This window comes from Anaerolactibacter massiliensis (assembly GCF_900290205.1).
Taxonomy (GTDB): Bacteria; Bacillota_I; Bacilli_A; order Erysipelotrichales; family Erysipelotrichaceae; genus Bulleidia; species Bulleidia intestinalis.
The window spans coordinates 485,124-506,659 of the sequence record NZ_OLMH01000002.1; the positions used below are offsets into that span (position 1 = coordinate 485,124).

Sequence of the window (21,536 nt, forward strand, 5' to 3'; positions counted from 1 at the left end):
CTAGAAAGGCATATTTCAAATGATTATTGACTTTCATGCGCATCTCGATAGAAATCCTATCAGCAAAGAATATCTCGTTGAAGAACAATTTGCTGACATGGAGAAAAATCATATTGATAAAAGAGTGATTTCAACATTCTATGGATCAGATATCTCAGCCGCGAATGATGAGATTGCCAAGCTTGTAAAAAGCTATCCGGATCAGTTCATTGGCTGCGCTGTGATTAACCCGAAGCTTGATGATTCTGTAGAGGAAGCAGAGAGAATATCTGGTTTTTCTGAGTTCAAGGTAGTCGAATTTGATTCCCTTGAGCATGGATATCGTCCGGAGAAATTTCAATATAATATCGATCCGATTCTCAGAATCTGCAGCAGAAAACATCTGATTGTAAAAGTCTTTACCGGCGCAGGCTTCTACACAATGCCAGACCAGTGGGCATATTATTCAAGACGCTTTCCGGATATCACTTTTGTCATCGAGCATCTTGGCGGTGAGGATTTCCGTTATGGGACTGTGGAATTAGTTAATGAAGAGCCGAATTTGATGATGGAGACTTCATATGAGACAGAACTTCCTGCTCTTCATAAGATATTCAGCAATATTTCAGCAGACCGATTTCTGTATGGATCCAATTTCCCATCAAACTACACCGAGATCTCACTTCTGAAATTTCAGTATCTCGGTCTGGACCAGGAGACGGAAGACAAATTGTTTTTCGAAAATGCGGAGCGACTTCTAGCTCTTCAGGAGAATTTATGAATCAAATTCGAGATAGACTTCCAGAAAAAGCAAAAACGCTTTTTGATGATATTGAGGAAGGAAGAATTCTTGGAGCTAGTAATCATATCCGGATGATTGCTGAAATGTTCGTCACGATCAGCTCGACCATCACGAATGAACCAGAGGCTTCTGAACTGGTGGATCAGGTCAGCAACTATTTCAAGAAAACACGCGGGGAATCCAGCTATGCTATTGTAAATGCGCTGAACCTGATAGGACAGTATATTGAAGATGCTCATGATTCTTCCTTTGCAGGAAAAGTCCGATTCGGTGTTTCAGAATATTTTGAGCAAGAAGCTAGTAATATAAGTTTAGTAGTCGAGTACAGCAAAGCTTTGCTTGATCAATATCAGACACTTATGGTCTTTGATTATTCAAGCACTGTGGATAAAGTGCTGAAGGCAATGGATAAATGCAGAAATGTTATAATTCCCGAATCAAGAGTAATCAATGGAGGATATCCATTTGTCAGATCCTGTGCAGAAAAAGGATATCATATACACTTTATTCCGGACTCAGACATGTTGACTGTTCTGAAAGAAGTGGATGCTGCAGTGATAGGAGCAGAAACCTTTTATCCAGACGGGACGGCATTCAATACTGCTGGATCCGATATCCTTGCTGAGCTGTGTCAGAGCAGGAAAATTCCATATTATGTTCTGACTCCTCTTCTGAAAGCAGATCCGCGTTCCATGCAAGGTATATTCAAGAAGAAAATAACAAGAAATGAGGAAGACTCACTTGCTGCTTCCTGGCCTGAAGAATTACGGAATCGTGTTGACTTCAATGCAGTTGAATTGGTGGCAATACCACCAGAACAGATAACTGCATATGTGACGGAAAAAGGAATACTGACTCCTTCACAGCTCTTTACAGTTCTTTATGAAAGGAAATAATTATATGCAGAAACCTGTAGTCCCATTTGCTTTAGTAATGATCCAGCCTCCTGCAATGCCAGGAAGCTATCTGAATCATGGGCAGAGCCTGGAAAAAATCGAAAAATATGTTCTCAGAGAAGCTGAAATGATTGCTGCAGAAGGATTCGACGGCTTTATTCTGCAGAACATGCATGATGGTCCTGCAACCCAGGAGGCAAGGCCCGAATCGATTGCATTCATGACCAGGCTCGGACTTGCCCTTAAGGACCATTTTTCTGATAAAAAGCTGGGGATTCTGATGAATTGGGATGGAATGGCAGCTCTTGCAGTTGCCGAAGCAGTTCACGCTGATTTTGTGAGGGTAGAGCACCTTTATACAGGAGTGTCTGTAGATCTGAATGGTTTTCATTTCGGGCAATGCGCTGACATTCTGATGATGAAAAAGCGGCTTGGAAGCAGTATGCCGATCCTTGCCGATGTTATGGAAGTAAACGCAGATTATTTGGGTACCGGAAACAAGCCTGCAGCAGCGAAAAGGATTATGACACAAGCATATGCAGATGGCTTGTTTATGAGCGGAACGAATACAGAGGAAAGCCTGGAGATCATTAAGGAAACACGCAAATTTCTTCCTGATACACCGATCATGCTTGGAGGAGGCGCAACCGGAGACAACATTTTTGAATTGCTGAAATATTATGACGGTGTATCAGTAGCAACCTGGGTGAAGAACGGTGATATGAGAAATCCTATTGATCCGAAACGTGCAGAATTATTTCTGAAAGAATGCAGGAAAGCAGGAGATTGGAGAAAAAGCCACTGGGAGGATCATACATGTTCGGAATTGTAATAGCAACGCATTCTGACTTTGCAGAAGGACTCAGGCATTCTGCAGAGATGATTGCAGGTCCGCAGGAAAACCTGGAGACAGTATGTTTTTATAATGGAGAATCCATAGAGGATCTGACAGCCAGGATCGTGAAGATTGCAGGAACATTTGCAGAGAAAAAACTTCCTGTTATATATGTAGCTGATATGAGCGGAGCGTCTCCCTTTAATGCATGCCTTCTTTCGGCGGCAGTTTATCCTGGCCCTGTGATTGCAGGAGCTTGTCTCCCTTTAATTCTTGAACTTGTTCTGACACGTGATAATGCTGAAGAAGGAAATTTGATCAATTATGCCAATGATGTTATAAAAACTGTAAAAGATAATCTGACCGTGGCAGATATCAAGGAAATGATGGGGTGATAGTAGATGTCAGAACAGTCACAACCGCTCTACATGGTAGTGTATCGTGATCTTCAGAAAAAGATGGATCAATCTGAATATCGAGCTGGGAGTACTCTCCCTTCTGAAAATGAACTTCAGAAAGCCTATCATGTGTCGAGAATAACTGTTCGAAGGGCACTCTCAGATCTTGAACGCGATGGGAGAATAGAAAGAGTTAGGGGTAAAGGAACAATAGTCCTTCCCCAAAAAAGCAAGAAGAGTCTGCATGAGCTTGAGTCTTTCAGCGAGGAAGCAAAAGCTAATGGGGATGAACCAACTTCCATCATATTGAAGTTCTGCGAACAGGAATGTTCTCCTGAAATTGCAAAAAATCTTGAGATAGAGCCATGGGAGAAGATTTTCTATTTAAAGAGGTTAAGATTGATCAACGGGAGAATATCAGGAATATTCGAAACCTTTATTTCTCAGAGATTCGGGTTGAAACTCACAGATGAAGATTTCGGGCCATCCACTTCTCTTTACAATATTTACGAACAGAATGGAATTGCGCTGAATTATGCAACGGAAACGATTGAGGCAATCATGGCAACCCCGGAGCTGAAACGGGATATGTTTATGGAAGATGATGAGCCTATTTTCTATCGCGCACGCACAACCTATGCGGCTAGCGGACAGCCAATTGAGTTTTCAAAGAATTATTACAAGGCAAACGGATATAAGTATTCGGTAAAGCTTGTCAGGTCAAAATAGATCACATATCTTTGCTTAATTCTGAGTTTCTGATTAACAATTCTTCCGGGAAAAACATTCTGAGTATAGAATTTGAATTCAAGACTCAGAATGTTTTCTGATTCTTCCAGGATATATTAGGCAGCCAAGAGAGATCCAGAAAAATGGATCTTCAATATGGCTATCCTGTCCGAGTACGCCAGGATTCAGCGAAGCTGAAATCAGGAAGCAGATACAGAGTATGAACATCCACCAGTTTTTCTGGCGGGTGATGGATTTTACATTATTGATGGTAAAGACATAACATGAAAAGAGCATGATCAGGAATAAAGCAAGACCAGGATATCCCGTGAAGACAAGTACATTGATAAAAATATTATGATAGTCTACCAGCATTGAGGGGTGGTTCAGATAATTCAGTCCTGTCATCGGGAATGATCCCCACCCCCACCCGAAAATCGGGCTATCATCTGCAACTTTGAGTGCGGCTTTCCATATTTCCCATCTGCCTGTGGAAAGAGACGAAAACTGATTATCAAACGAATGTGGTTCAACTGAACGAAGAACTGAAAACTGTTTGAAGGCAATAATTCCGAAAATGATGATTCCAATAAAAAGAAGTCCAAGCATGATTTTTTTTGCCTTGTAATTCGGCTTGAAACTGAAGAAATGAGAAAGAAGGTTTTTCATGAAGTACCAGATAAGATAGACCGAAGCAACGCAAAGACCAATCAGGGAGCTTCGGCAATCCTGGAGAACTAACATTACGGAACAGAGTGCCGCATTTATTCCAGCAAACCACCAAGGCATTTTTTTCTTATCGGCAAAGATAAAGCTAACCAGGAGACTCAGCAGGCAGCGATAGCTGCCATCAGTCATCCATTCATAAATGCCTTTGAACTGTTCGCCATGCAGTCCGTTATCCATAACAAACAGATTTGAACTTGCCAGTATTCCTGAAAGTTCTGTACCCCCGGTTTTATAGTGAACGTAGCAAAATAGATTAACCAGATTAATGATAAGAAAAACGATTACGACCTGGTAGCCGATAAAAGTGAAATAACGATCTGTCAGTTTCTGGCCAATGCGTTTTTTCAAAGTTACGAGCAGATAAGAATTCATCAGAAATAATGCCAGCTGCCTTGCACTTTCGTGAGAAAGTCCATTCGGATTGAAAAATGTGCAGATAAATGCCCAACCGAAGAATATCCAGAAAGGAATCTGCTGTTTTTTGAAAATCAGCTTTCCGCTGAATAGCTCTACCAGCATGTCAAAGGCGACATAAAAAGCCAGGAACCAGCCGAACCAATAGAAGAATGAGAGGGCTTGGTCGGAAGAAAAAATATCGATCAAAACATCACGGATATACAGAAGATGGAAGATATACAGAGAGATCAGGAGTCTTCTGTCAGTAACGATTTTCCAGAACTTTGATAAGAAACCAAGCATATTTTCCCGATTTGCTAGATTACTATACCTGTGCGCTGAAACAGATGTCAATTGCATAGAATAATGAAATCTGAAAATAGATTGCACTGATATGAGTATAATAGTTCCATTACCAGCGATGACTGCTGATTCAATTCTGGGGGAAATGAAATGGTACCAAGCATGCTGATGTTCCTGATTTCTATACTGACAGTTCTGGTTCTGATGGGATCAGGCTATTGTTATGGAAGAATATACCAGAAGTTTTGTTCAGGGCTGAAGCGGTTCAGCTGTACGTTCCTTGGAACGTTTACCATCATTGCACTCTTTCAGATCTGGGTTTTTTTTGCAGTTCCTTCCGGGATCAATACCAGGTATTCTCTGCTGTTAACAGGAATATTGATTCTGGCGGGACCGGTGCTTGCAATCGTGATGCATGCGGATCTGAAAGTCAGAAATACCGATCTTCGGGCGTGGATGACTGGATTGATCTTTTCTGTGATCATCTGCATTGCGAGTGCCCGGCTGAATCTGAACAGTGTATATTTTGATACGATCACCTATCTTTCTGAGACTCTGGAATCCAGTACGGCAGACCGATTTGCATACATGCTGTTTGATCGGGGCGTGAAGATTACCTGGATTGATAATCTGCATGATTATACGGGCTACTATTATTTCTGGGGCATGCTGTTACGAGCAGTGCGCGGAATTACAGGGATCCGTACTTCCTTGACACCGGTCTATATCTGGGGCGGCACGATCTTCTATGCAATGAGCCTCGGAGAACTTACATGGAATGCAATCATGCAGTTCTACCGGAAGAATCCATGGAGAAGCTTTCTTGTGGTCTTATTGGTGCTTGCCCCGTACTATACGAATTATTTCAATACGACGCTTGGGTTCTTCGGCAATACGATCCGAACCGTGATCTGCGGGTGGAGTGTGTTTCTTTCTTATCAGATTCTGATCAAGCATGATGCGAGATTGTTCCTGCCGCTGTCAATGTCGTATTTTGCCGCAGTATGTGCTACTTCGTCGGGCTTCTTTCTGAGTGCTTTTGTACAGGCGGCACTGGTTTTTGCAATGGCTCTTACCGGAGAAAGTGATGATAAGGTATGGAAGGGATTTGCACTTTCCTGCATTCCGCTCATCCACTATGCAGAGATTATCCTGATCAGTTCAAGGATTTCTCAGCCGCTGATTCTGGCTGCAGGGGCAGTTCTGGCTGGCTCTGTTTTATGGCTGGTGGTATCAGTTCTGAAAAATCACCTGGAGGGCTTTGATCGCTTTCTTTCTTATCTTCTGCCTCTTGTGATTGCGGGGCTTGTGCTGGTTTCTTTCTTATTCTGCCGGCAGGATTACCCGTATTCTGACTTTTTCAAGGCAACGGGTCTTACTTCGATGGGGATGAATTTCTTTGCCTATGATAACTGGGCAGAGAAGCTTCGGAATCTTATTTTCTATGTTCTCTTGATCAGCTTGTTCTTCCATTTCAGCCGGAATCATAAGATGAAGACACTGATATTTCTGTTTCTGGCGTTATTCCTGAACCCTCTGGTCATGCCTGCAGTAGAGAAATACATGACTGCTTATGTCTATGTGCGGGCGTTTGATCTTCTGATCAATCCGTTTGTTCTGACTTTTCTGGTCTATCACTTCGATCAGCTGATCACTGGCAGAATTCTGAATGTGGAGCTGAAATCGATCATGGCTTTTTCAAGTGTGATCGTGCTGCTGTTCAATATTCTGGATACAAATTCCGGTTCTTTGCGTTACAAGGGAACGGGATGGGACTGGAAACTGAAGGTTACTGATGATTCCTATGAGATGTATCAGTATATTCAGGACAATCTTTCAAGTTCAGAAGATAGCCCTTCCGTCATGTCTCAGGATATTAACCTGAAGGGATATGTGACCGGGGTGGAGATTTCTTTCTGCAGCACCGAGTTCCGGGAAGTGCTTGGCAATCCGGAAGCGTATCCGGACAAGCTGGACCTGGTGAGGCTGCTGTACCCGACTTCGCATTACCCGGGACAGAAACTGCTTGGTCAGGAAATTGACTATACCAAGCTTCCGGATCTCATCATGAGCTATAATCCGGATTATCTTCTCATCAGCAATCAGACGGCTGTCTGGAACGATAGGGGATGGTATGACAAGGTATATCTGAAGCTGGAAGCAGATGGACTTGCTGAGATGCAGTATCAGAATGATACCTGGGCATTGCTGAAAATCAATCATGATTACCAGGCAGCAGGACAGGAGGGCTGAGCAATGACACAGAAAAAGAAATCCGGATCTATTACGCTGGAAGTGCTGTTAGCTGGCTGCATCGGCATTGTTTTTGTCATTGCACTCTCTACCTGGGTTCTCAGCCTGAAAGAGCAGTATGCAGGGGGAACTGCCTACAGCCGGGAACAGATGAAGAACCTTCTGGGAGACTCTCTGGAGTATCAGATTGTCAAGCATTTCTATTCCAAAGAAGCACTTCTGAGCTTTCAGGATTCTGCGGTTCATGAGGAACAGCAGGAAGAAACCAATTCCTCCTCTGAAACAGCATCTGCTGATTCTGATATTGAGATTCAGAAAATCTACGGGCCTACTTATGAGGGCTATATGATGCTGGTTCATAACCCGGAAGACTTGTCTGTGGCCATCAATCCGTATTTTGCAGAAGGGGGAGCGGGTCCTTCCCTGGATGAGTATGTGTCTTATTACAATGCCATCGGCGGCTTGAATGCAGGCGGCTTTGAAGATGTGAACGGAAAGGGAGACGGAAGCCTGGCTTCTGGAATTGTCATTCATGATGGAAAGCTGATTTCCGGGGAACTGGATGCCTACTGGCCGATGATCTGCATCACTTATACGAATCGGCTTACGGTGATGTATGCAACGGGGCAGCAGATGCTAGACTGGGGAGTGAGAGATGCAGTCACGTTTCAGCCGTTTCTGATCAGTGAGGGGCAGGTAGTATACCAGAGCGGAGATGGAAATTATCCGAATCTTTCTCCGCGCTCTGCGATTGGTCAGACGGATGATGGTACGTTTCTTCTTCTTGCCATTGACGGAAGAGGACCGAGTTCCTTCGGGGCTACCTATGAAGATCTGATTTCGATCTTCCAGAGCTATGGAGCGGTAACCGCAGCAACTCTGGATGGAGGCAACAGTACGGCTATGATGTACAACGGTTCTTATGTGAATACGCCGGTTTCGATGTATGGGTCCAGAAATCTTCCTACCGTATTCCTGATTCGTGCGGAGGGCAACTGATATGGAACTGAACAAGCAGATCAGAAAACCGACTGCAGTGATTGCTCTTGTCATGACTGCTGTCATCAGTATCGCGATTTCTTATCTTTATCTTCATTCCCTCAGAAAGCAGTATGCATCGATGGAACAGGATTCTCCAGAATCTGCTATCACCGAATACTTCCGCAAGATCGATCAGAAATCCTATGAAGAGCTCTATCAGGAAGCAGAAGAGATTTCACCGGACTCGAATTCTGAGGAAGCTTATATTCAGAAGCTGCAGAGTGTCTATGATGGGGTCAATACAGATGCGATTGATTATTCTCTGGAGTCTTCTGATGAAACGTCATATACCTATGCGCTGAGGTATCACAATGCCGATTTCGGCAAGCTTCTGATCAGACAGAACGAGGAAGGAACCTGGATTGCTTCAACACTGTTTGAAGGAAATGAAACCTGGAAGATTGAAGTTCCTTCCGGGCTGACCTTATTGGTCAATGGGAGTCCGGTTTCTGACGATCAGATGATTTCTTCTGCAGTGGTGCCGGATAATTTCAGCGGCATGTATGATCAGAGTTCTGTCCCCCTGGTCGATATCTATGAACTGACCAATCTGCTCGATCAGCCGGAAGTCTCGATTGAAGGCGATAATAGCTATGCGGTACTGAAAGACGTCAGCTCCAATACGTTGTATGCTGGCAAAACATCAGAAGATCAGAATCTGATCCAGGCCATGATCGATGACACGCAGACTGCTGCTGCTTACCCAGCAAAGGATTCTTCTCTTTCAGATGTTGCTGCAGTCTCTGTTACCGATTCTGACTGGTACAGCAGAATCTCTACCCTGGAAAATTACTGGTTCACGGATCATACGGAATCAAATTTCTCGAATCAAACCGTAACGAACCTGATTCAGCAGAGTGATCACACTGCCTTAGCTTATGTCACCATGGACTATTATGCGACGAATGGAGAAGTGGAGCGTACCTGGCATTGCGGGTATCAGGTATCTCTGATCAATCTCGATGGCAGCTGGAAGATTGCACAGATGACTGTAGATCAGGAACTGAATCCGGCTCTGAGTTCTGAAGGATAGGACAGTTTTCTGATATAATGAATCGGACAGAGAGGAAATCTCTGAGAAGTTATGGTTACTAGTCAGAAAGGTATTGAAAACAACTACCAGCATCAATCGAAAGATGGTAAAATGACCTGGCGTCAGTTTGTAAAGTGCTCTGGACAGAATTAGCCTTTGCAAACCGGGGGGGGGGTACATAAATGCATTCTGAGCATCAGCTGATCAAGAAAACTGCTTTATTTATTGTGGACTGCTTTTCCATCAGCATTTCTTATCTGCTGGCATCATACCTGCGATTTGGGCAGATGGCGCCGATATCGAATCGCAGTATTTTCGTTTTCGGCTTGCTGTTTTCGGTCCTTTTTGACTTCTTTACCGAATGGAATGATGGGTTTCTGACTAGAAATAATACGGGTGAAGTAGGAAATGTCTTCTTCAGCAACCTCTATCTCTTTCTGGCAATCCTTGCCTATAATTTCGCAATTCAGAATTCCGGTAGCCTTTCCCGCACGTTTGTAGCTGCGTTCTTCGGCTTGAACTTTCTGGTGCGGCTTGGCACAAGAACGATTCTGAAACGAGTCGCACCAAAATATTCTGCGCTGGGCCAGGGACCTGTCCGGGTTCTGATGATCGTGGAAGAAAAGAATCGGGAACGGGTAGAAAAGCAGTTTGTTTCCGGAACCGGACATCAGGTAATCGGGCATATTGTCATCAATGATCATTCCGCTTGCGGCGAGGTAGAGAATGAACGGATTGAGACTTCATTGAATCAGCTTGCCTTGGCTCTGGTTCAGTATTCGTTTGATGAAGTGTTTATCGTTACACCAGACTATTCTACCGATGAGCTGAGAAATCTGATTCTGGACTTTGAGAATATGGGCGTGACCTGCAGATACGGGCTGGATCTTCCTGATCTTTCCAGTCAGAAAAAGCTGACCATCTATGGCAATTATCCGGTCGTAACGTATGCCATCAACCGGATCGATCCGGTTGAATTGATCTTCAAACGCATCGGCGATATTTTAGGAGCTATCATTGGACTGGTTCTCTGCGGTATCATCTGGCTGTTTGTAGCACCGGCGATCAAGCTTGATTCTCCTGGCCCGGTGATCTTTTCTCAGATCCGGATCGGAAAGAACGGAAGGCGATTCAAGTTCTATAAGTTCCGTTCCATGTATATCGATGCAGAAGAGCGTAAGAAAGAACTGATGGAAAAGAACGAAGTCAATGGGCTGATGTTCAAGATCAATGATGATCCGAGAATTACAAAAGTAGGAAAATTCATCCGCAAGACTTCTCTGGATGAGTTTCCTCAGTTCTGGAATGTGCTGATCGGAGATATGTCTCTGGTAGGTACCAGGCCTCCGACAGAAGAAGAATTCGAGCATTATAACGAACATTACCGCAGAAGACTTTCCATGACTCCTGGAATCACCGGCTTATGGCAGGTCAGCGGAAGAAGTGATATCAAAGACTTTGACGAAGTCGTGAAACTTGACCTGGAATATATTGATAACTGGAGCATCGGCTTAGATATCAAGATTCTGTTAGAAACGATTGGCGCAATCTTCCGCCGCAAAGGAGCAGAGTAAAGACTATTCTCAATGTGTGAAAAATGACTATGATAGTTATCGTGATGCGGAGGGGAAAATGACTGAAAGCAATAGGTTCGCCGATCCGAAATCAGGGATCGTGCAGGAAAATGATGATGAGATTACGATCGATCTTTCAGAGGTCTGGAATCTCGCCAGGAAGAATATCGGAAAAATGATCGGAATGATCGCTTTATTTGGAGTTGCGGCAGCATTGATCACTTTATTCCTGATACCTAAGACTTATGACAGCACTGCAGTTCTTTATCTGACCCCGATGGTTTCTAATGAAGGAACCGTAGACTATTCTTCTCTGCAGACAAACACGAAGTTAGTCAATAATGTCATGGCACTGCTGCAGCAGGACAATATCATGGACTATGTTGCAGAAGAGAATGGCTTTGAAGATGCAGATGCGGTGCGAAAGGTTCTGGAAATTACGAACGAATCAAACACTGAGCTGATTGATATCAAAGCAACTACCAAGGATCCCAAGCTTTCGCAGGCAGTGGCAGAGGATACGGCAGACTATTTTATTGAAACAATGTCAGAAAGTCTCAATGTTCGGAATATTGAGGTTGTGACACATGCTAAAGTTGCTGAAAAACAATCTGGGCCTTCACTGGGAAAGAACATTATTATCGGCCTCGTAATTGGATTTGCAATTGATTTTGCCTGGGTCTTTATCAAGACACTTACTGATAAACGGATCAAGTCAAAGCAGGAAGCTGAGGAGTTCTTCGGTGTCCCGGTGCTCTGCCAGCTGCCGGTGCTTGATGGAAACGCAAAGAAGAACAGGAGGAAATGAGTCATGGCTTCAAACAAGAAAACTGAGAAGCAGAATAAAGCATTTGCCTTGAATGAAGCATTTCTCCGCCTTCGCTCTAATATCGAGTTTTCAGGGGTTGATACTACGATGCAGGTAGTCAATGTGGTCTCCACCAATGCAAATGAAGGAAAGAGCACGGTTTCCACAAATCTGGCGATCGCATATGCTAAGAAATACGATAAGGTGCTGATGATTGACACCGATCTCAGGAATCCTTGTGTCCATAAGATGCTGAATACGAATAATGCCAGAGGGCTCACGAACCTGCTGAAGCATTTCAGCACAGATAATCCTTTAGAGCAGTTTCCTGAAATTCAGGTATTCCAGATGGAAAATGATCGGAGATTATCGTTTCTTTCGGCTGGGACAAGAGTACCGAATCCGCTGGAACTTCTAGGCTCCAACAAGTTTCATCAGCTGATTGACGCGGCCAGAGAAAGCTACGATATCATCATCGTTGATTGTCCGCCGTATGGAGTTGTTTCCGACTGCATTCCGGTTTCGATGTTAGCTGACGGCACAGTTTATGTCGTATCTGCGAAAGAAACAGATAAGTATGCAGCAAGATCTGCAATGGAAGATTTAAAGAGAAATGGCGGCAGAATTATTGGAACAGTTCTTACTAAGGTAGAAGAAGTAGAATCCAGTAAGTATGGCTATGGAAACTATTATGGCAGCTACTATGGAGATTCTGCAAACTAATTAAGCGAAGGGAGTGAAAAGGAGGTTGAGGTATTATGATGAACTCTGTGCAAAAGAGACGCTTAGCGGTTTTCAAGAACTCCTGCAGAGTTTATCAGAAAGAACAAGAACGTTCCTTGAAGCTTTCATTTCTTTATCCTGACCTGAAAGAAATGGTTCAAATAGATGAACATGGGGAGATTCATGAAACGTCTCCTGTTTTTTTAGGTAGTTATTCTGTTGACCCTTTGATGATCAAAGAATATGAATTTATTCTGTATGATATCTGGTTTGTAGAAGACCAGATGAACACCATAGAAAAGTCCTGCGGAACGGAAGCAAAACAAATTTGCACCGAATTATTCGTAAAGCAGCAGACACAGGAAATCTGTGCTCAGGATCATGGAATGACTCGTGATCAGCTGCAGCATCATCTGAATCAATGGATTCAGCAGTCTTTCGGAGCGTAGCCTGATGAGTAATTCGTTGCTGCGAGAGTTCCGTCAGGAATGCAAGAACTATCGGCGATATCTTGAAGAGAGAGATGAGGTGCTGAAAAAGCTATATTTAACCCAGGTTAAGATAGATGGAGTTCATTCGATCGATACTGCTGAACCACATACTCAGTGCAATGCAGAGAGCTCTGTTCTGATTAAGTTTGAGACAAAAGACAAGCTTCTGGAGAAGCTAGATGAAGTGAATAACAAGATAAGAGTGATTGAAGATACCATTCGGAAGATTGATTATCCTTTTTATCGGGTTGTTGCTTGGGAGAAATTTGTGATGAATCAATCTTATAAAACCATAGCTAAGATGTATGACGTTGATTCCGAGAATTTACGGAAACGAGTAAATAATGCTTTGCTGGAGGTGATTTATTCAAATGCGTCTCAATCCGCAGAAACACTGAAAAAATGACTGATTGTATGGCAAAATAGTAAGGAATAAATGATCTTCAATCTGATCATCAGGTGCTTTTTCTTCACTGAGATTAACAATTGCTTGCTTATGAACGCTTGTATTCCATACTCCGGTATTCATTCACGGCATGGTCAGCGATTGGACGGCGATGGAATGATTAGACCCGCGGGTGAATGGAAGAGTAGGAACTAGGATTCTTATGGCATTCATTCAGAGAAAAGTCAGAAAGAATGTTCGGACTTGTGAGAGGGAGGAAGAGCATCCATATCTTGTTTGAGAAGATTTTTTCTATTTCAATACAAAGGTAATTGACTTACTTGCTTTATCAGTTGCGGTGATAGAAGAAGACACCTAGTAAGATGTGAAATGGTTTGCGGGGAGGGGATAAGCGTGAAATTACCCAAGAAGAAATTAAAAATAGCAGTATTTGGCCAGAAACGTATCCCGTCCAGAGAGGGTGGAGTGGAAATCGTAGTGGAAGAATTAGCTACGCGAGTTGCGTCCCTTGGAAATCAGGTCACAGTATATAATCGTTCAGGCCATCATGTAAGTGGCTCTGAATTTGATGAAAAGCGATTAAAAAGTTATAAAGGGATTCGTATAAAGACGGTACCGGCTATTCAGAAAAGGGGTCTGGCTGCGGTTTCGTCTTCTTTTTTTGCGTCTTTATGTGCTGCATGGGGAAACTATGATGTTGTTCATATCCACGCAGAGGGACCTGCATTCTGGTGTGCTATACCTAAATTTTTTGGCAAAAGAGTCATTGTCACTATCCATGGCATTGATTGGGCGAGAGCAAAGTGGAGTAATAGCTTTGGTAGTAAATACATAAAAAAAGCAGAGCAGAAGGCTGTAAAGCATGCGGATGCCATCATCGTCCTATCAAAAAACGTGCAGGATTACTTTCGAGAACAGTATAATCGTGAAACGTTTTTTATTCCTAATGGTGTGAATCGTCCCAACTTGGAAGAAGCAAATGAGATTACAGAGCGCTGGGGACTTAAGAAAGACGGATATGTTCTCTTCTTGGGAAGAATCGTTCCGGAGAAGGGACTGAAGTATCTCGTTGATGCCTGGAAAGATATCAAGACAGATAAGAAGCTGGTCATCGCCGGAGGAACATCGGATACCGATGACTTCGCGATCGACTTGAAGAAGAACTGCGGAGACAACGTGATCTTCACAAATTTTGTGCAGGGACAGGTTCTTCGGGAACTGTATTCGAACGCCTATGTCTACACTCTTCCATCCGATCTTGAGGGAATGCCGCTTTCGCTACTTGAGGCGATGAGTTATGGAAACTGCTGCCTGACATCTGATATTCCGGAGTGTGCAGAAGTTGTCGAAGATAAAGCTGTTTTATTTAAGAAGAGTGATGTGGCAGATCTGCGGGAGAAACTACAGAATTTACTTGATCATCCGGAGATTGTACAGAAGTATAAGGACGAGGCAACCGAGTTTATCTGCAGGAAGTACAACTGGGATGATGTGACAAGAAAAACATTGGCACTGTTTAGAACTGGAAAAGTGAGTACGGAATGAAAGAACGATATGACAACCTGGACGGATTGAGATCCTATGCAGCTATTGGGATTGTGATGATGCATGTGCTTGCAAATTCAAAATATGTGGTTCATGGTTTTTTATTTAGTAGAATGATTCCATCCTTTACTGATTTTACATTCTTATTCATGGTTATCAGTGCTTTCTCTATGTGCTGTGGGTACTATGAAAAATTCAAAGATGGCAAAATTGATATTGAACATTTCTATAAGCGTCGTTATCAAAGACTCTGGCCGTTCTTTGCAATCTTATGTATTATCGCTTTAGTAGTGTCCATCAGTGTGAAATCTTTTTTTGACTGGTTTGCTGATCTGACATTAATGTTTGGATTGATTCCAAATAACAATATCGAGATCATCGGCGTTGGCTGGTTTATAGGTCTGGTATTTGTCTTCTACATGATGTTTCCATTCTTTGTCTTTGCGATTGGAAACAAAAAGAGAGCGTGGTTCTCCTTCACAGTAGGAGTTTTATTGACAATATCCTGCATCCTTCATTTTACTGAAACAGCATCGAGAATCTACCTAGTTTATTCGTCTTCCTTCTTTTTGCTGGGAGGAATCACATCTATATCGTGATGTCATTAAAAAATATACGGCTCTTTGGATTGCGCTTTTAGTTGCATCCATTATTGCTTACTATACTTTTTCTGGAAATGCACTTGTCGGAGTGTTCATGGAACTGGCTGTTTCGTATTGCCTTCTGGCAACAGCAATTTCACTTAGGGGGGGACTGCTACACAACAGATTTGCAGTCTTCTTCAGAGGGATCAGCATGGAAGTCTACCTCAGCCACATGGTTGCCTTCCGTGTAGTCCAGAAATTGCATATGACAAATTTATTGGTAAATGGCGTAGCATCATATTTTGTAACAGTGTTCTGCACACTGGTGGGAGCGGTTGCCATTTCTCTGATATTAAAGAAACTTGTTGAAGTTATAGAAGCGAGATTAGCATGAAGATTTTGATGGTTAATAAGTTTTTGTATCCCAATGGTGGGTCTGAGACTTATATCTTTAAACTTGGTGAAGAATTAGGAAAACACGGACATGAAGTCCAGTACTTTGGTATGGAACATCCTGGACGCTGTGTTGGCAACCGGGTCAATGCTTATACATCAGATATGGACTTTCACGGCGGCAGCAAACTGAGCAAACTGACCTACCCGATCAAGACCATCTACAGCAAGGAAGCAAGAGAAAAATTAAGACTAGTACTAGATGACTTCAAGCCAGATGTCTGTCACCTGAACAATTTTAACTACCAGCTGACTCCTTCCATCATCTTGGAAATCGTGAAGTGGCGCAAGGAGACCGGAAGGGATTGCAAGATCATCTTCACGGCACATGACTACCAGCTGGTTTGCCCGAACCATCAATTAAAGAACCCTATCACACATGAGAACTGTGAGAAGTGCCTCGGCGGTCATTTCGTGAATTGTGTAAAGGGAAAATGTGTTCACGGTTCTACTACAAAATCTATCGTTGGCATGATGGAGGCGGAGTTCTGGAAATGGAACGGAGCATACAAGTACATTGACAAAATTATTTGCTGTTCAGAGTTTTTGAAAACCAAGATGGACACCAATCCGTTGTTTGCAACTAAGACAATCGCAATGCACAACTTCATCGATAAGGTGGAGTGGAAAGAGACTCCGAAGAAGGATTACGTCCTCTACTTTGGCCGCTTCTCTGAAGAAAAGGGAATCAACACACTTGTTGAGACCTGCAATCTGTTGCCAGATATTCAGTTTATTTTTGCTGGTTCTGGCCCATTGGAAGACAAGGTCAATCAGCTGAAAAATGTTAAGAATGTTGGTTTCCAGACTGGTGATGCATTGGACATACTGATTCGGGAAGCAAAGTTCTCTATTTGCCCTTCGGAAGTCTATGAAAACTGCCCGTTCTCTGTTATGGAGAGTCAGCAGCGCGGAACTCCTGTCATCGGCGCAAATATCGGTGGTATTCCTGAGCTGATTACAAATGGTGTGGATGGGCGACTGTTCAGAAGCCGAGATTCCAAGCAACTGGCATCTATTATCAAGGAACTTTGGAATGATCCGGTAGAGACCGATAAGTATGCAAAGGCGTGCCTTAACCTTGAGCGAGATGATCTTGAAGCTTACTATAACAAGCTCATCCCGATTTATCTGGGGGGGTAACCCTCTGTAAATATCAGCGGATGGACTATGTCCTCTACTTTGGACGCTTCTCTGAGGAAAAGGGAATTGGCACACTGCTGAAAGTTGCTCGCATGCTGCCGAATGTGAAATTCATTTTTGCAGGCAAGGGACCTTTGGAAGAAGAGGTCAACAGAGTTTCAAACATCGAGAACGTAGGATTCCAGAGCGGTGAGCCGCTGGAAAAACTGATCCGTGAAGCACTGGTCAGTGTTTATCCGTCAGAGTGGTATGAGAACTGTCCATTCTCTGTGATGGAAAGCCAGATGTATGGAACACCGGTAATCGGCGCAGATATCGGTGGCATTCCGGAACTGATCCAGACAGGAAAGACCGGTGAAGTATTCCAAAGTAGTAATGCCGAGAAATTGAAAGCAAAGATCGAGCAGTTCTGGAATGATAGAATTATGTGTCAAAGATACAGCGAGAACTGTAAAGAAGTTCAGTTCGAAGCGCCAGAAAGCTACTATAAAAAGGTAATGAGGATTTACAAAGGGTAACAAAGATACAGAAAACGCCGAGCTCAGCCAGTAATGGAAGGTGTAACGACTGGACACGGAGCATCTGAGGATTTCAGATGAAGGCACAGTCTGAACTTGCTGGCAACAGCAAGAATCATACAGAAATGATATGATCATCACAGAGATGTTAGGGTTACAAAATTGATCGATTATGATAAGAGTTATAATTTGGTTTGCCTCAGCAGTGCTTCGTTGGGGCGCTTAGTTAATAAGTGATATAGCACAATCTCTGCAGGCAGATAGATTACTGTAGAGATATAAACGAGAAACTAACCTTCGAAAAGAAAAGAAACCACACTAGAGAAACAATATATTTCCATGTGGCAGCGTTTCGTAGAAATGCATTATTGGTACTATTCTTGTAATAGCATCGCTTTTAACAAATGTTCTCGTATTCCCAAAGGAGGTGAAATGATCGCCTCCCTGCATAGCGATGTGCAGAAAAAACTCCGTAAATTCGGCGAATGTCTGTATCTTACATTGAAATGAGGGTTAAATGATTACAGTAATTACACCTACATACAACCGGGCTAGCAAGTTGCCTGCATTATATCTTTCCTTAGTTCAGCAAACATCCGATAACTTCGAGTGGGTGATTGTTGATGATGGCAGTATCGACAATACGGAGGCAGTGATCAGCAGTTTTATTAATGAAAATAAAATTAAGATTAGGTATTTGAAAAAGGAAAATGGTGGTAAACACACTGCGTTAAATGCTGGTATAAAAACGATTGATTCGGTTCTTACTTTTATTGTTGATTCGGATGATACGCTTACATCAGATGCGATTCAAACGATAGAGGAGTATTCTCATAAGTATAAAGATCGATTTGATCTTTGTGGGTTCTCTTTCCTAAGAGAATATCCAGACGGAACAATTAATGGTAGAAAATATATTAGAGATGAATTAGTTTCTAACTATATTGATATCAGGGTTAATGGAAACGACATGAATTCAGACAAAGCGGAGGTTTTTTATACACGTTGCTTGAAAGAATTCCCATTTCCAGAAATCAGGGGAGAACGCTTCTTGGGAGAAGATATTATTTGGGTAAAAATGGGACGAAAATATAAAATGGTTTATATTAATAAACCTATTTATATAGGAAATTATTTGGAGGACGGTCTTACAAAGAACAGAAGGCTCAATAATATCAATTCCCCTGTGGGGTGTATGCTGCGTGCTGAGGGCTATCTGCATAATGACATAAATTTAAAGTTCAGAGAGAAGTGTGCATTACAATACTTGATTTATGGATGGTTCGCAAATCGATCAACAAAAAAGTTGATTGTTGGCACTAATGAAAAAGCGTTGGTAATCGCAAATTATCTTCCAGCAAAAATGATATTTGAAAAATGGAAAAAGGAGTATAAGGAGAATTAATTATGCCACAAACAAAGGCTGCAACAGGCGATAAGAAGTTAAATGGAACAGTTATTGTTACTTATAGATGTAACGCAAGATGTACGATGTGCAACCGCTATAAGGCACCGTCAAAACCGGAAGAGGAGATTTCACTTGAAACAATTAAAAAACTTCCGAAGATGTACTTCACAAACATCACCGGTGGTGAGCCATTTATTCGTACGGATCTGAAAGATATCGTAAGGGAATTATATAAGAAATCGGATCGTATTGTGATTTCCACAAATGGATTCTTCACTGATCGAATTATCGATCTTGCTAAAGAATTTCCGCAGATTGGAATCCGTATTTCGATTGAGGGCCTTGAGCAGACGAATAACGAAATTAGGGGTCTGCAAGACGGTTATAATCGTGGGTATTCAACACTGAAAAAGCTCAGAGAAATGGGTATGAAAGATGTAGGTTTTGGCATGACTGTTCAGGATAAGAATGCCAAGGATCTTGTTCCGCTCTATGAACTTTCTAATAAGATGGGCATGGAGTTTGCAACAGCTTCTCTTCATAATTCATTCTACTTTGTCGAAGCAAAGAACATTATTCACGACCGTCCGATGGTTGCACAGAATTTTGAAAACCTTATCAATGAACTGTTGAAGAGCAATAGCCCGAAGAAATGGTTCAGGGCATATTTCAATCACGGCCTCATCAATTACATCTATGCACAGCCGAGACTCCTTCCGTGTGATATGTCCTTCGATACATTCTTCATTGATCCATATGGTGACGTGATGCCATGTAACGGGACTAAGGACAAAGAGGTTATGGGTAATCTGAATGAGCAGAGCTGGGATGAATTATGGAGCAGCCCACAGGCGGATGAAGTTAGAGCAAAAGTAAGACATTGTGATCGTAACTGCTGGATGATCGGATCTGTCTCTCCTGCTATGCATAAGTATATCTGGAAGCCTGCTGCCTGGGTTCTTGAACATAAAGCAAAGGCACTTTTCTCCAAGCATCCATACAGCATGTATGAAAATAAAATTGTTTGCGATTATCGCGACGGCAAAGTTACGAAAGAGGAATTAGATCGTCTGACAACCTGCGATATGAATGCGGTTGTGAATAATGGACTTTCTGTGGCATCAAAAGAGCAGTTGAAGAATAAAACCGGTGAGGAAATCGTTGATGCTGATATCGCAGCACAGCAGATGGAGACGAAGTAATGAGTGAAAAGACAGCGGTAAAAACAAGAGAATAATGGGTCGATGATGTAAAAGTTATTGCCTGTATATTGGTTGTACTGGGCCACCTTTTCCAAAGCATGACGAAGGCGAATATTCTGTCTGAAAATGATTTATATGAGTGGTTCAACACAACAATTAATCACTTCCACGTGCTGCTGTTCTTCATTTGTAGTGGATATCTGTATCAGAAGAACAGCAAGGTAAACAGTGTAGGCAGTTGGTATAGAAATGTAGCGAAAAAGTGCTGGCACTCGGCGTACCATATGCGACTTTTACGACTGCTACATGGGTACTGAAAAAAGTGTTCTCAAGCAGTGTCAACAACCAAATCGGCGGTCTAGGAGAAACATTGTTCCTACATCCAACAGCACCACACTGGTTACGCATTGTTCTTCATCTTTCTTGTTACGCTGACTTTTAACAGTGTGAAAGCAGCTGCAGTTGGATTGGTAGTTGCACTGGCTGCAAAAAGTCTAATTCTGACGGGGGGGTACAGCATTTACGCAGTATCGACAATTCTCTCAAATGAAATCTGGTTTGTACTCGGTATGAGCATTTGTGCATTTAACGTGCAACTGAAGGGCAGAAAAGTACAAGGAATGATATGCGGAGTGCTGTTTATAATTTTGAGCATTATGGTATATACGGCGGAAATCAGCAGTAGTGCAGTCCCTTTCGTAATGGGATTATTGGCTTGTGTGGCTGTTATCATGATGGTGGTGAGTTTTGAGGAAAAGTTCGGTAGAGGCATGAAATTCATTGCAGTACATAATGCCGATTTTTTTGATGCATACGTTGTTTGCGGCACCGATGAGATCTATCCTGATGAAGATCGGCATCGAAAATGCTGTGATTCATGTAGTACTGGGACTTGGAATAAGCTTTGCAGGTCCGATTATGGTTGCTTGGATTATGAAGAAAACAAAGTGGCTGGAATTTTTCTTGTTCTCAAACAAATTTTTGAGGAAGGAACGACAAGCATGAATAAAAGAATTTCCGTTTCCTGAGTTTCCTGATGAAAAGTTCCTGGGTGAAGATATAATCCGGTTTAAAATGGCAGAAAAATATGAAATACGTTTCTTTGATAAAGCATTTATACTTCTAATTATTCGGATGATGATTTGACAAGGAATAGAAGGAAACACAATATTCTTTCCCCAAAAGGATGCATGGTCAGAGCGGAGGTTTTCCTTGATTCTAAAGCAAATAGTAGAGTTATATGCTTCAGTACATTATTTATGGGAAGTTTGCTAATAATAGATGTGC

Annotated in this window: 22 protein-coding genes and 1 pseudogene; 22 read left to right on the forward strand and 1 reads right to left on the reverse strand. The window is 42.5% G+C overall.

What is annotated here, in order from left to right:
- Positions 1-19 precede the first annotated feature (19 nt).
- From C7E00_RS05895 to C7E00_RS05915, 5 genes are read left to right on the forward strand one after another with little or no spacing between them, the layout of a single operon-like run.
- Entirely contained in the window at positions 20-760 is a 741-nt protein-coding gene (locus C7E00_RS05895; RefSeq protein WP_105303408.1) for an amidohydrolase family protein, read from the forward strand.
- Positions 757-1,677 carry an eIF2B alpha/beta/delta subunit family protein gene (locus C7E00_RS05900; RefSeq protein ID WP_105303409.1) on the forward strand — a complete coding sequence of 307 codons (921 nt, stop codon included), beginning with the start codon at positions 757-759 and terminating at the stop codon, positions 1,675-1,677. Before C7E00_RS05895 ends, C7E00_RS05900 begins: the two co-directional genes overlap by 4 nt.
- A gap of 4 nt (positions 1,678-1,681) precedes the next feature.
- A complete protein-coding gene (locus C7E00_RS05905; protein WP_204378578.1) occupies positions 1,682-2,509 on the forward strand; it encodes a BtpA/SgcQ family protein in 828 nt (275 codons plus the stop codon).
- A complete protein-coding gene (locus C7E00_RS05910) occupies positions 2,494-2,907 on the forward strand; it encodes a PTS sugar transporter subunit IIA (protein ID WP_167836484.1) in 414 nt (137 codons plus the stop codon). The genes C7E00_RS05905 and C7E00_RS05910 overlap by 16 nt, the downstream gene beginning before the upstream one ends.
- A gap of 6 nt (positions 2,908-2,913) precedes the next feature.
- Positions 2,914-3,639, forward strand: a complete 726-nt coding sequence (locus C7E00_RS05915) for a GntR family transcriptional regulator (RefSeq protein WP_105303412.1) — start codon at positions 2,914-2,916, stop codon at positions 3,637-3,639.
- A 78-nt stretch (positions 3,640-3,717) separates the two neighbouring features.
- Here the strand turns inward: C7E00_RS05915 and C7E00_RS05920 are convergent, their stop codons facing one another.
- Positions 3,718-5,067 carry an O-antigen ligase family protein gene (locus tag C7E00_RS05920; protein ID WP_167836485.1) on the reverse strand — a complete coding sequence of 450 codons (1,350 nt, stop codon included), beginning with the start codon at positions 5,065-5,067 and terminating at the stop codon, positions 3,718-3,720.
- 150 nt (positions 5,068-5,217) lie between these two features.
- On the opposite strand from C7E00_RS05920, the gene C7E00_RS05925 reads away from it, so the two are divergent.
- The 17 genes and pseudogenes from C7E00_RS05925 (at position 5,218) to C7E00_RS16335 (ending at position 21,277) form a co-directional block, all read left to right on the forward strand.
- The gene (locus tag C7E00_RS05925) at positions 5,218-7,320 is read left to right on the forward strand and encodes a hypothetical protein (RefSeq protein ID WP_105303414.1); all 2,103 of its coding nucleotides are present in this window, start codon (positions 5,218-5,220) and stop codon (positions 7,318-7,320) included.
- A gap of 3 nt (positions 7,321-7,323) precedes the next feature.
- On the forward strand, positions 7,324-8,319 hold the full coding sequence (locus C7E00_RS05930) for a phosphodiester glycosidase family protein (protein ID WP_105303415.1): 996 nt from the start codon (positions 7,324-7,326) through the stop codon (positions 8,317-8,319).
- Between the two features lies 1 nt (position 8,320).
- The gene (locus C7E00_RS05935; RefSeq protein WP_105303416.1) at positions 8,321-9,394 is read left to right on the forward strand and encodes an NTF2-like N-terminal transpeptidase domain-containing protein; all 1,074 of its coding nucleotides are present in this window, start codon (positions 8,321-8,323) and stop codon (positions 9,392-9,394) included.
- A gap of 182 nt (positions 9,395-9,576) precedes the next feature.
- Complete coding sequence (locus tag C7E00_RS05940) at positions 9,577-10,968, forward strand: sugar transferase (protein WP_105303417.1); 1,392 nt, start codon at positions 9,577-9,579, stop codon at positions 10,966-10,968.
- A 58-nt stretch (positions 10,969-11,026) separates the two neighbouring features.
- Positions 11,027-11,776: a YveK family protein gene (locus tag C7E00_RS05945; protein ID WP_105303418.1), complete on the forward strand. Its 750-nt coding sequence runs from the start codon at positions 11,027-11,029 to the stop codon at positions 11,774-11,776.
- A 3-nt stretch (positions 11,777-11,779) separates the two neighbouring features.
- Positions 11,780-12,499, forward strand: coding sequence for a CpsD/CapB family tyrosine-protein kinase (locus C7E00_RS05950; protein WP_105303419.1), 720 nt, complete (start codon positions 11,780-11,782; stop codon positions 12,497-12,499).
- 35 nt (positions 12,500-12,534) lie between these two features.
- On the forward strand, positions 12,535-12,948 hold the full coding sequence (locus C7E00_RS05955; RefSeq protein WP_105303420.1) for a hypothetical protein: 414 nt from the start codon (positions 12,535-12,537) through the stop codon (positions 12,946-12,948).
- 4 nt (positions 12,949-12,952) lie between these two features.
- On the forward strand, positions 12,953-13,396 hold the full coding sequence (locus tag C7E00_RS05960) for a hypothetical protein (RefSeq protein ID WP_105303421.1): 444 nt from the start codon (positions 12,953-12,955) through the stop codon (positions 13,394-13,396).
- A gap of 393 nt (positions 13,397-13,789) precedes the next feature.
- Complete coding sequence (locus C7E00_RS05965; protein ID WP_239928536.1) at positions 13,790-14,941, forward strand: glycosyltransferase family 4 protein; 1,152 nt, start codon at positions 13,790-13,792, stop codon at positions 14,939-14,941.
- Positions 14,938-15,540 (forward strand): acyltransferase family protein, encoded by a 603-nt coding sequence (locus C7E00_RS05970; RefSeq protein WP_105303423.1) that lies wholly within the window; start codon positions 14,938-14,940, stop codon positions 15,538-15,540. The genes C7E00_RS05965 and C7E00_RS05970 overlap by 4 nt, the downstream gene beginning before the upstream one ends.
- Before the next feature lie 97 nt (positions 15,541-15,637).
- Complete coding sequence (locus tag C7E00_RS16005; protein WP_135358175.1) at positions 15,638-15,919, forward strand: hypothetical protein; 282 nt, start codon at positions 15,638-15,640, stop codon at positions 15,917-15,919.
- Positions 15,916-17,121, forward strand: coding sequence for a glycosyltransferase family 4 protein (locus C7E00_RS05980; RefSeq protein WP_105303425.1), 1,206 nt, complete (start codon positions 15,916-15,918; stop codon positions 17,119-17,121). The genes C7E00_RS16005 and C7E00_RS05980 overlap by 4 nt, the downstream gene beginning before the upstream one ends.
- 20 nt (positions 17,122-17,141) lie before the next feature.
- A complete protein-coding gene (locus tag C7E00_RS05985) occupies positions 17,142-17,639 on the forward strand; it encodes a glycosyltransferase (RefSeq protein ID WP_105303426.1) in 498 nt (165 codons plus the stop codon).
- Positions 17,640-18,156: 517 nt separating this feature from the next.
- A complete protein-coding gene (locus C7E00_RS05990; RefSeq protein ID WP_105303427.1) occupies positions 18,157-19,044 on the forward strand; it encodes a glycosyltransferase family 2 protein in 888 nt (295 codons plus the stop codon).
- Positions 19,045-19,046: 2 nt separating this feature from the next.
- The gene (locus C7E00_RS05995) at positions 19,047-20,249 is read left to right on the forward strand and encodes a radical SAM protein (protein WP_105303428.1); all 1,203 of its coding nucleotides are present in this window, start codon (positions 19,047-19,049) and stop codon (positions 20,247-20,249) included.
- 47 nt (positions 20,250-20,296) lie between these two features.
- Positions 20,297-20,566 (forward strand): annotated as a pseudogene (locus C7E00_RS16775) (acyltransferase family protein); the annotation flags it as partial.
- Between the two features lie 150 nt (positions 20,567-20,716).
- Complete coding sequence (locus C7E00_RS16335; protein ID WP_204378580.1) at positions 20,717-21,277, forward strand: hypothetical protein; 561 nt, start codon at positions 20,717-20,719, stop codon at positions 21,275-21,277.
- The last annotated feature ends 259 nt before the right edge of the window (positions 21,278-21,536 follow it).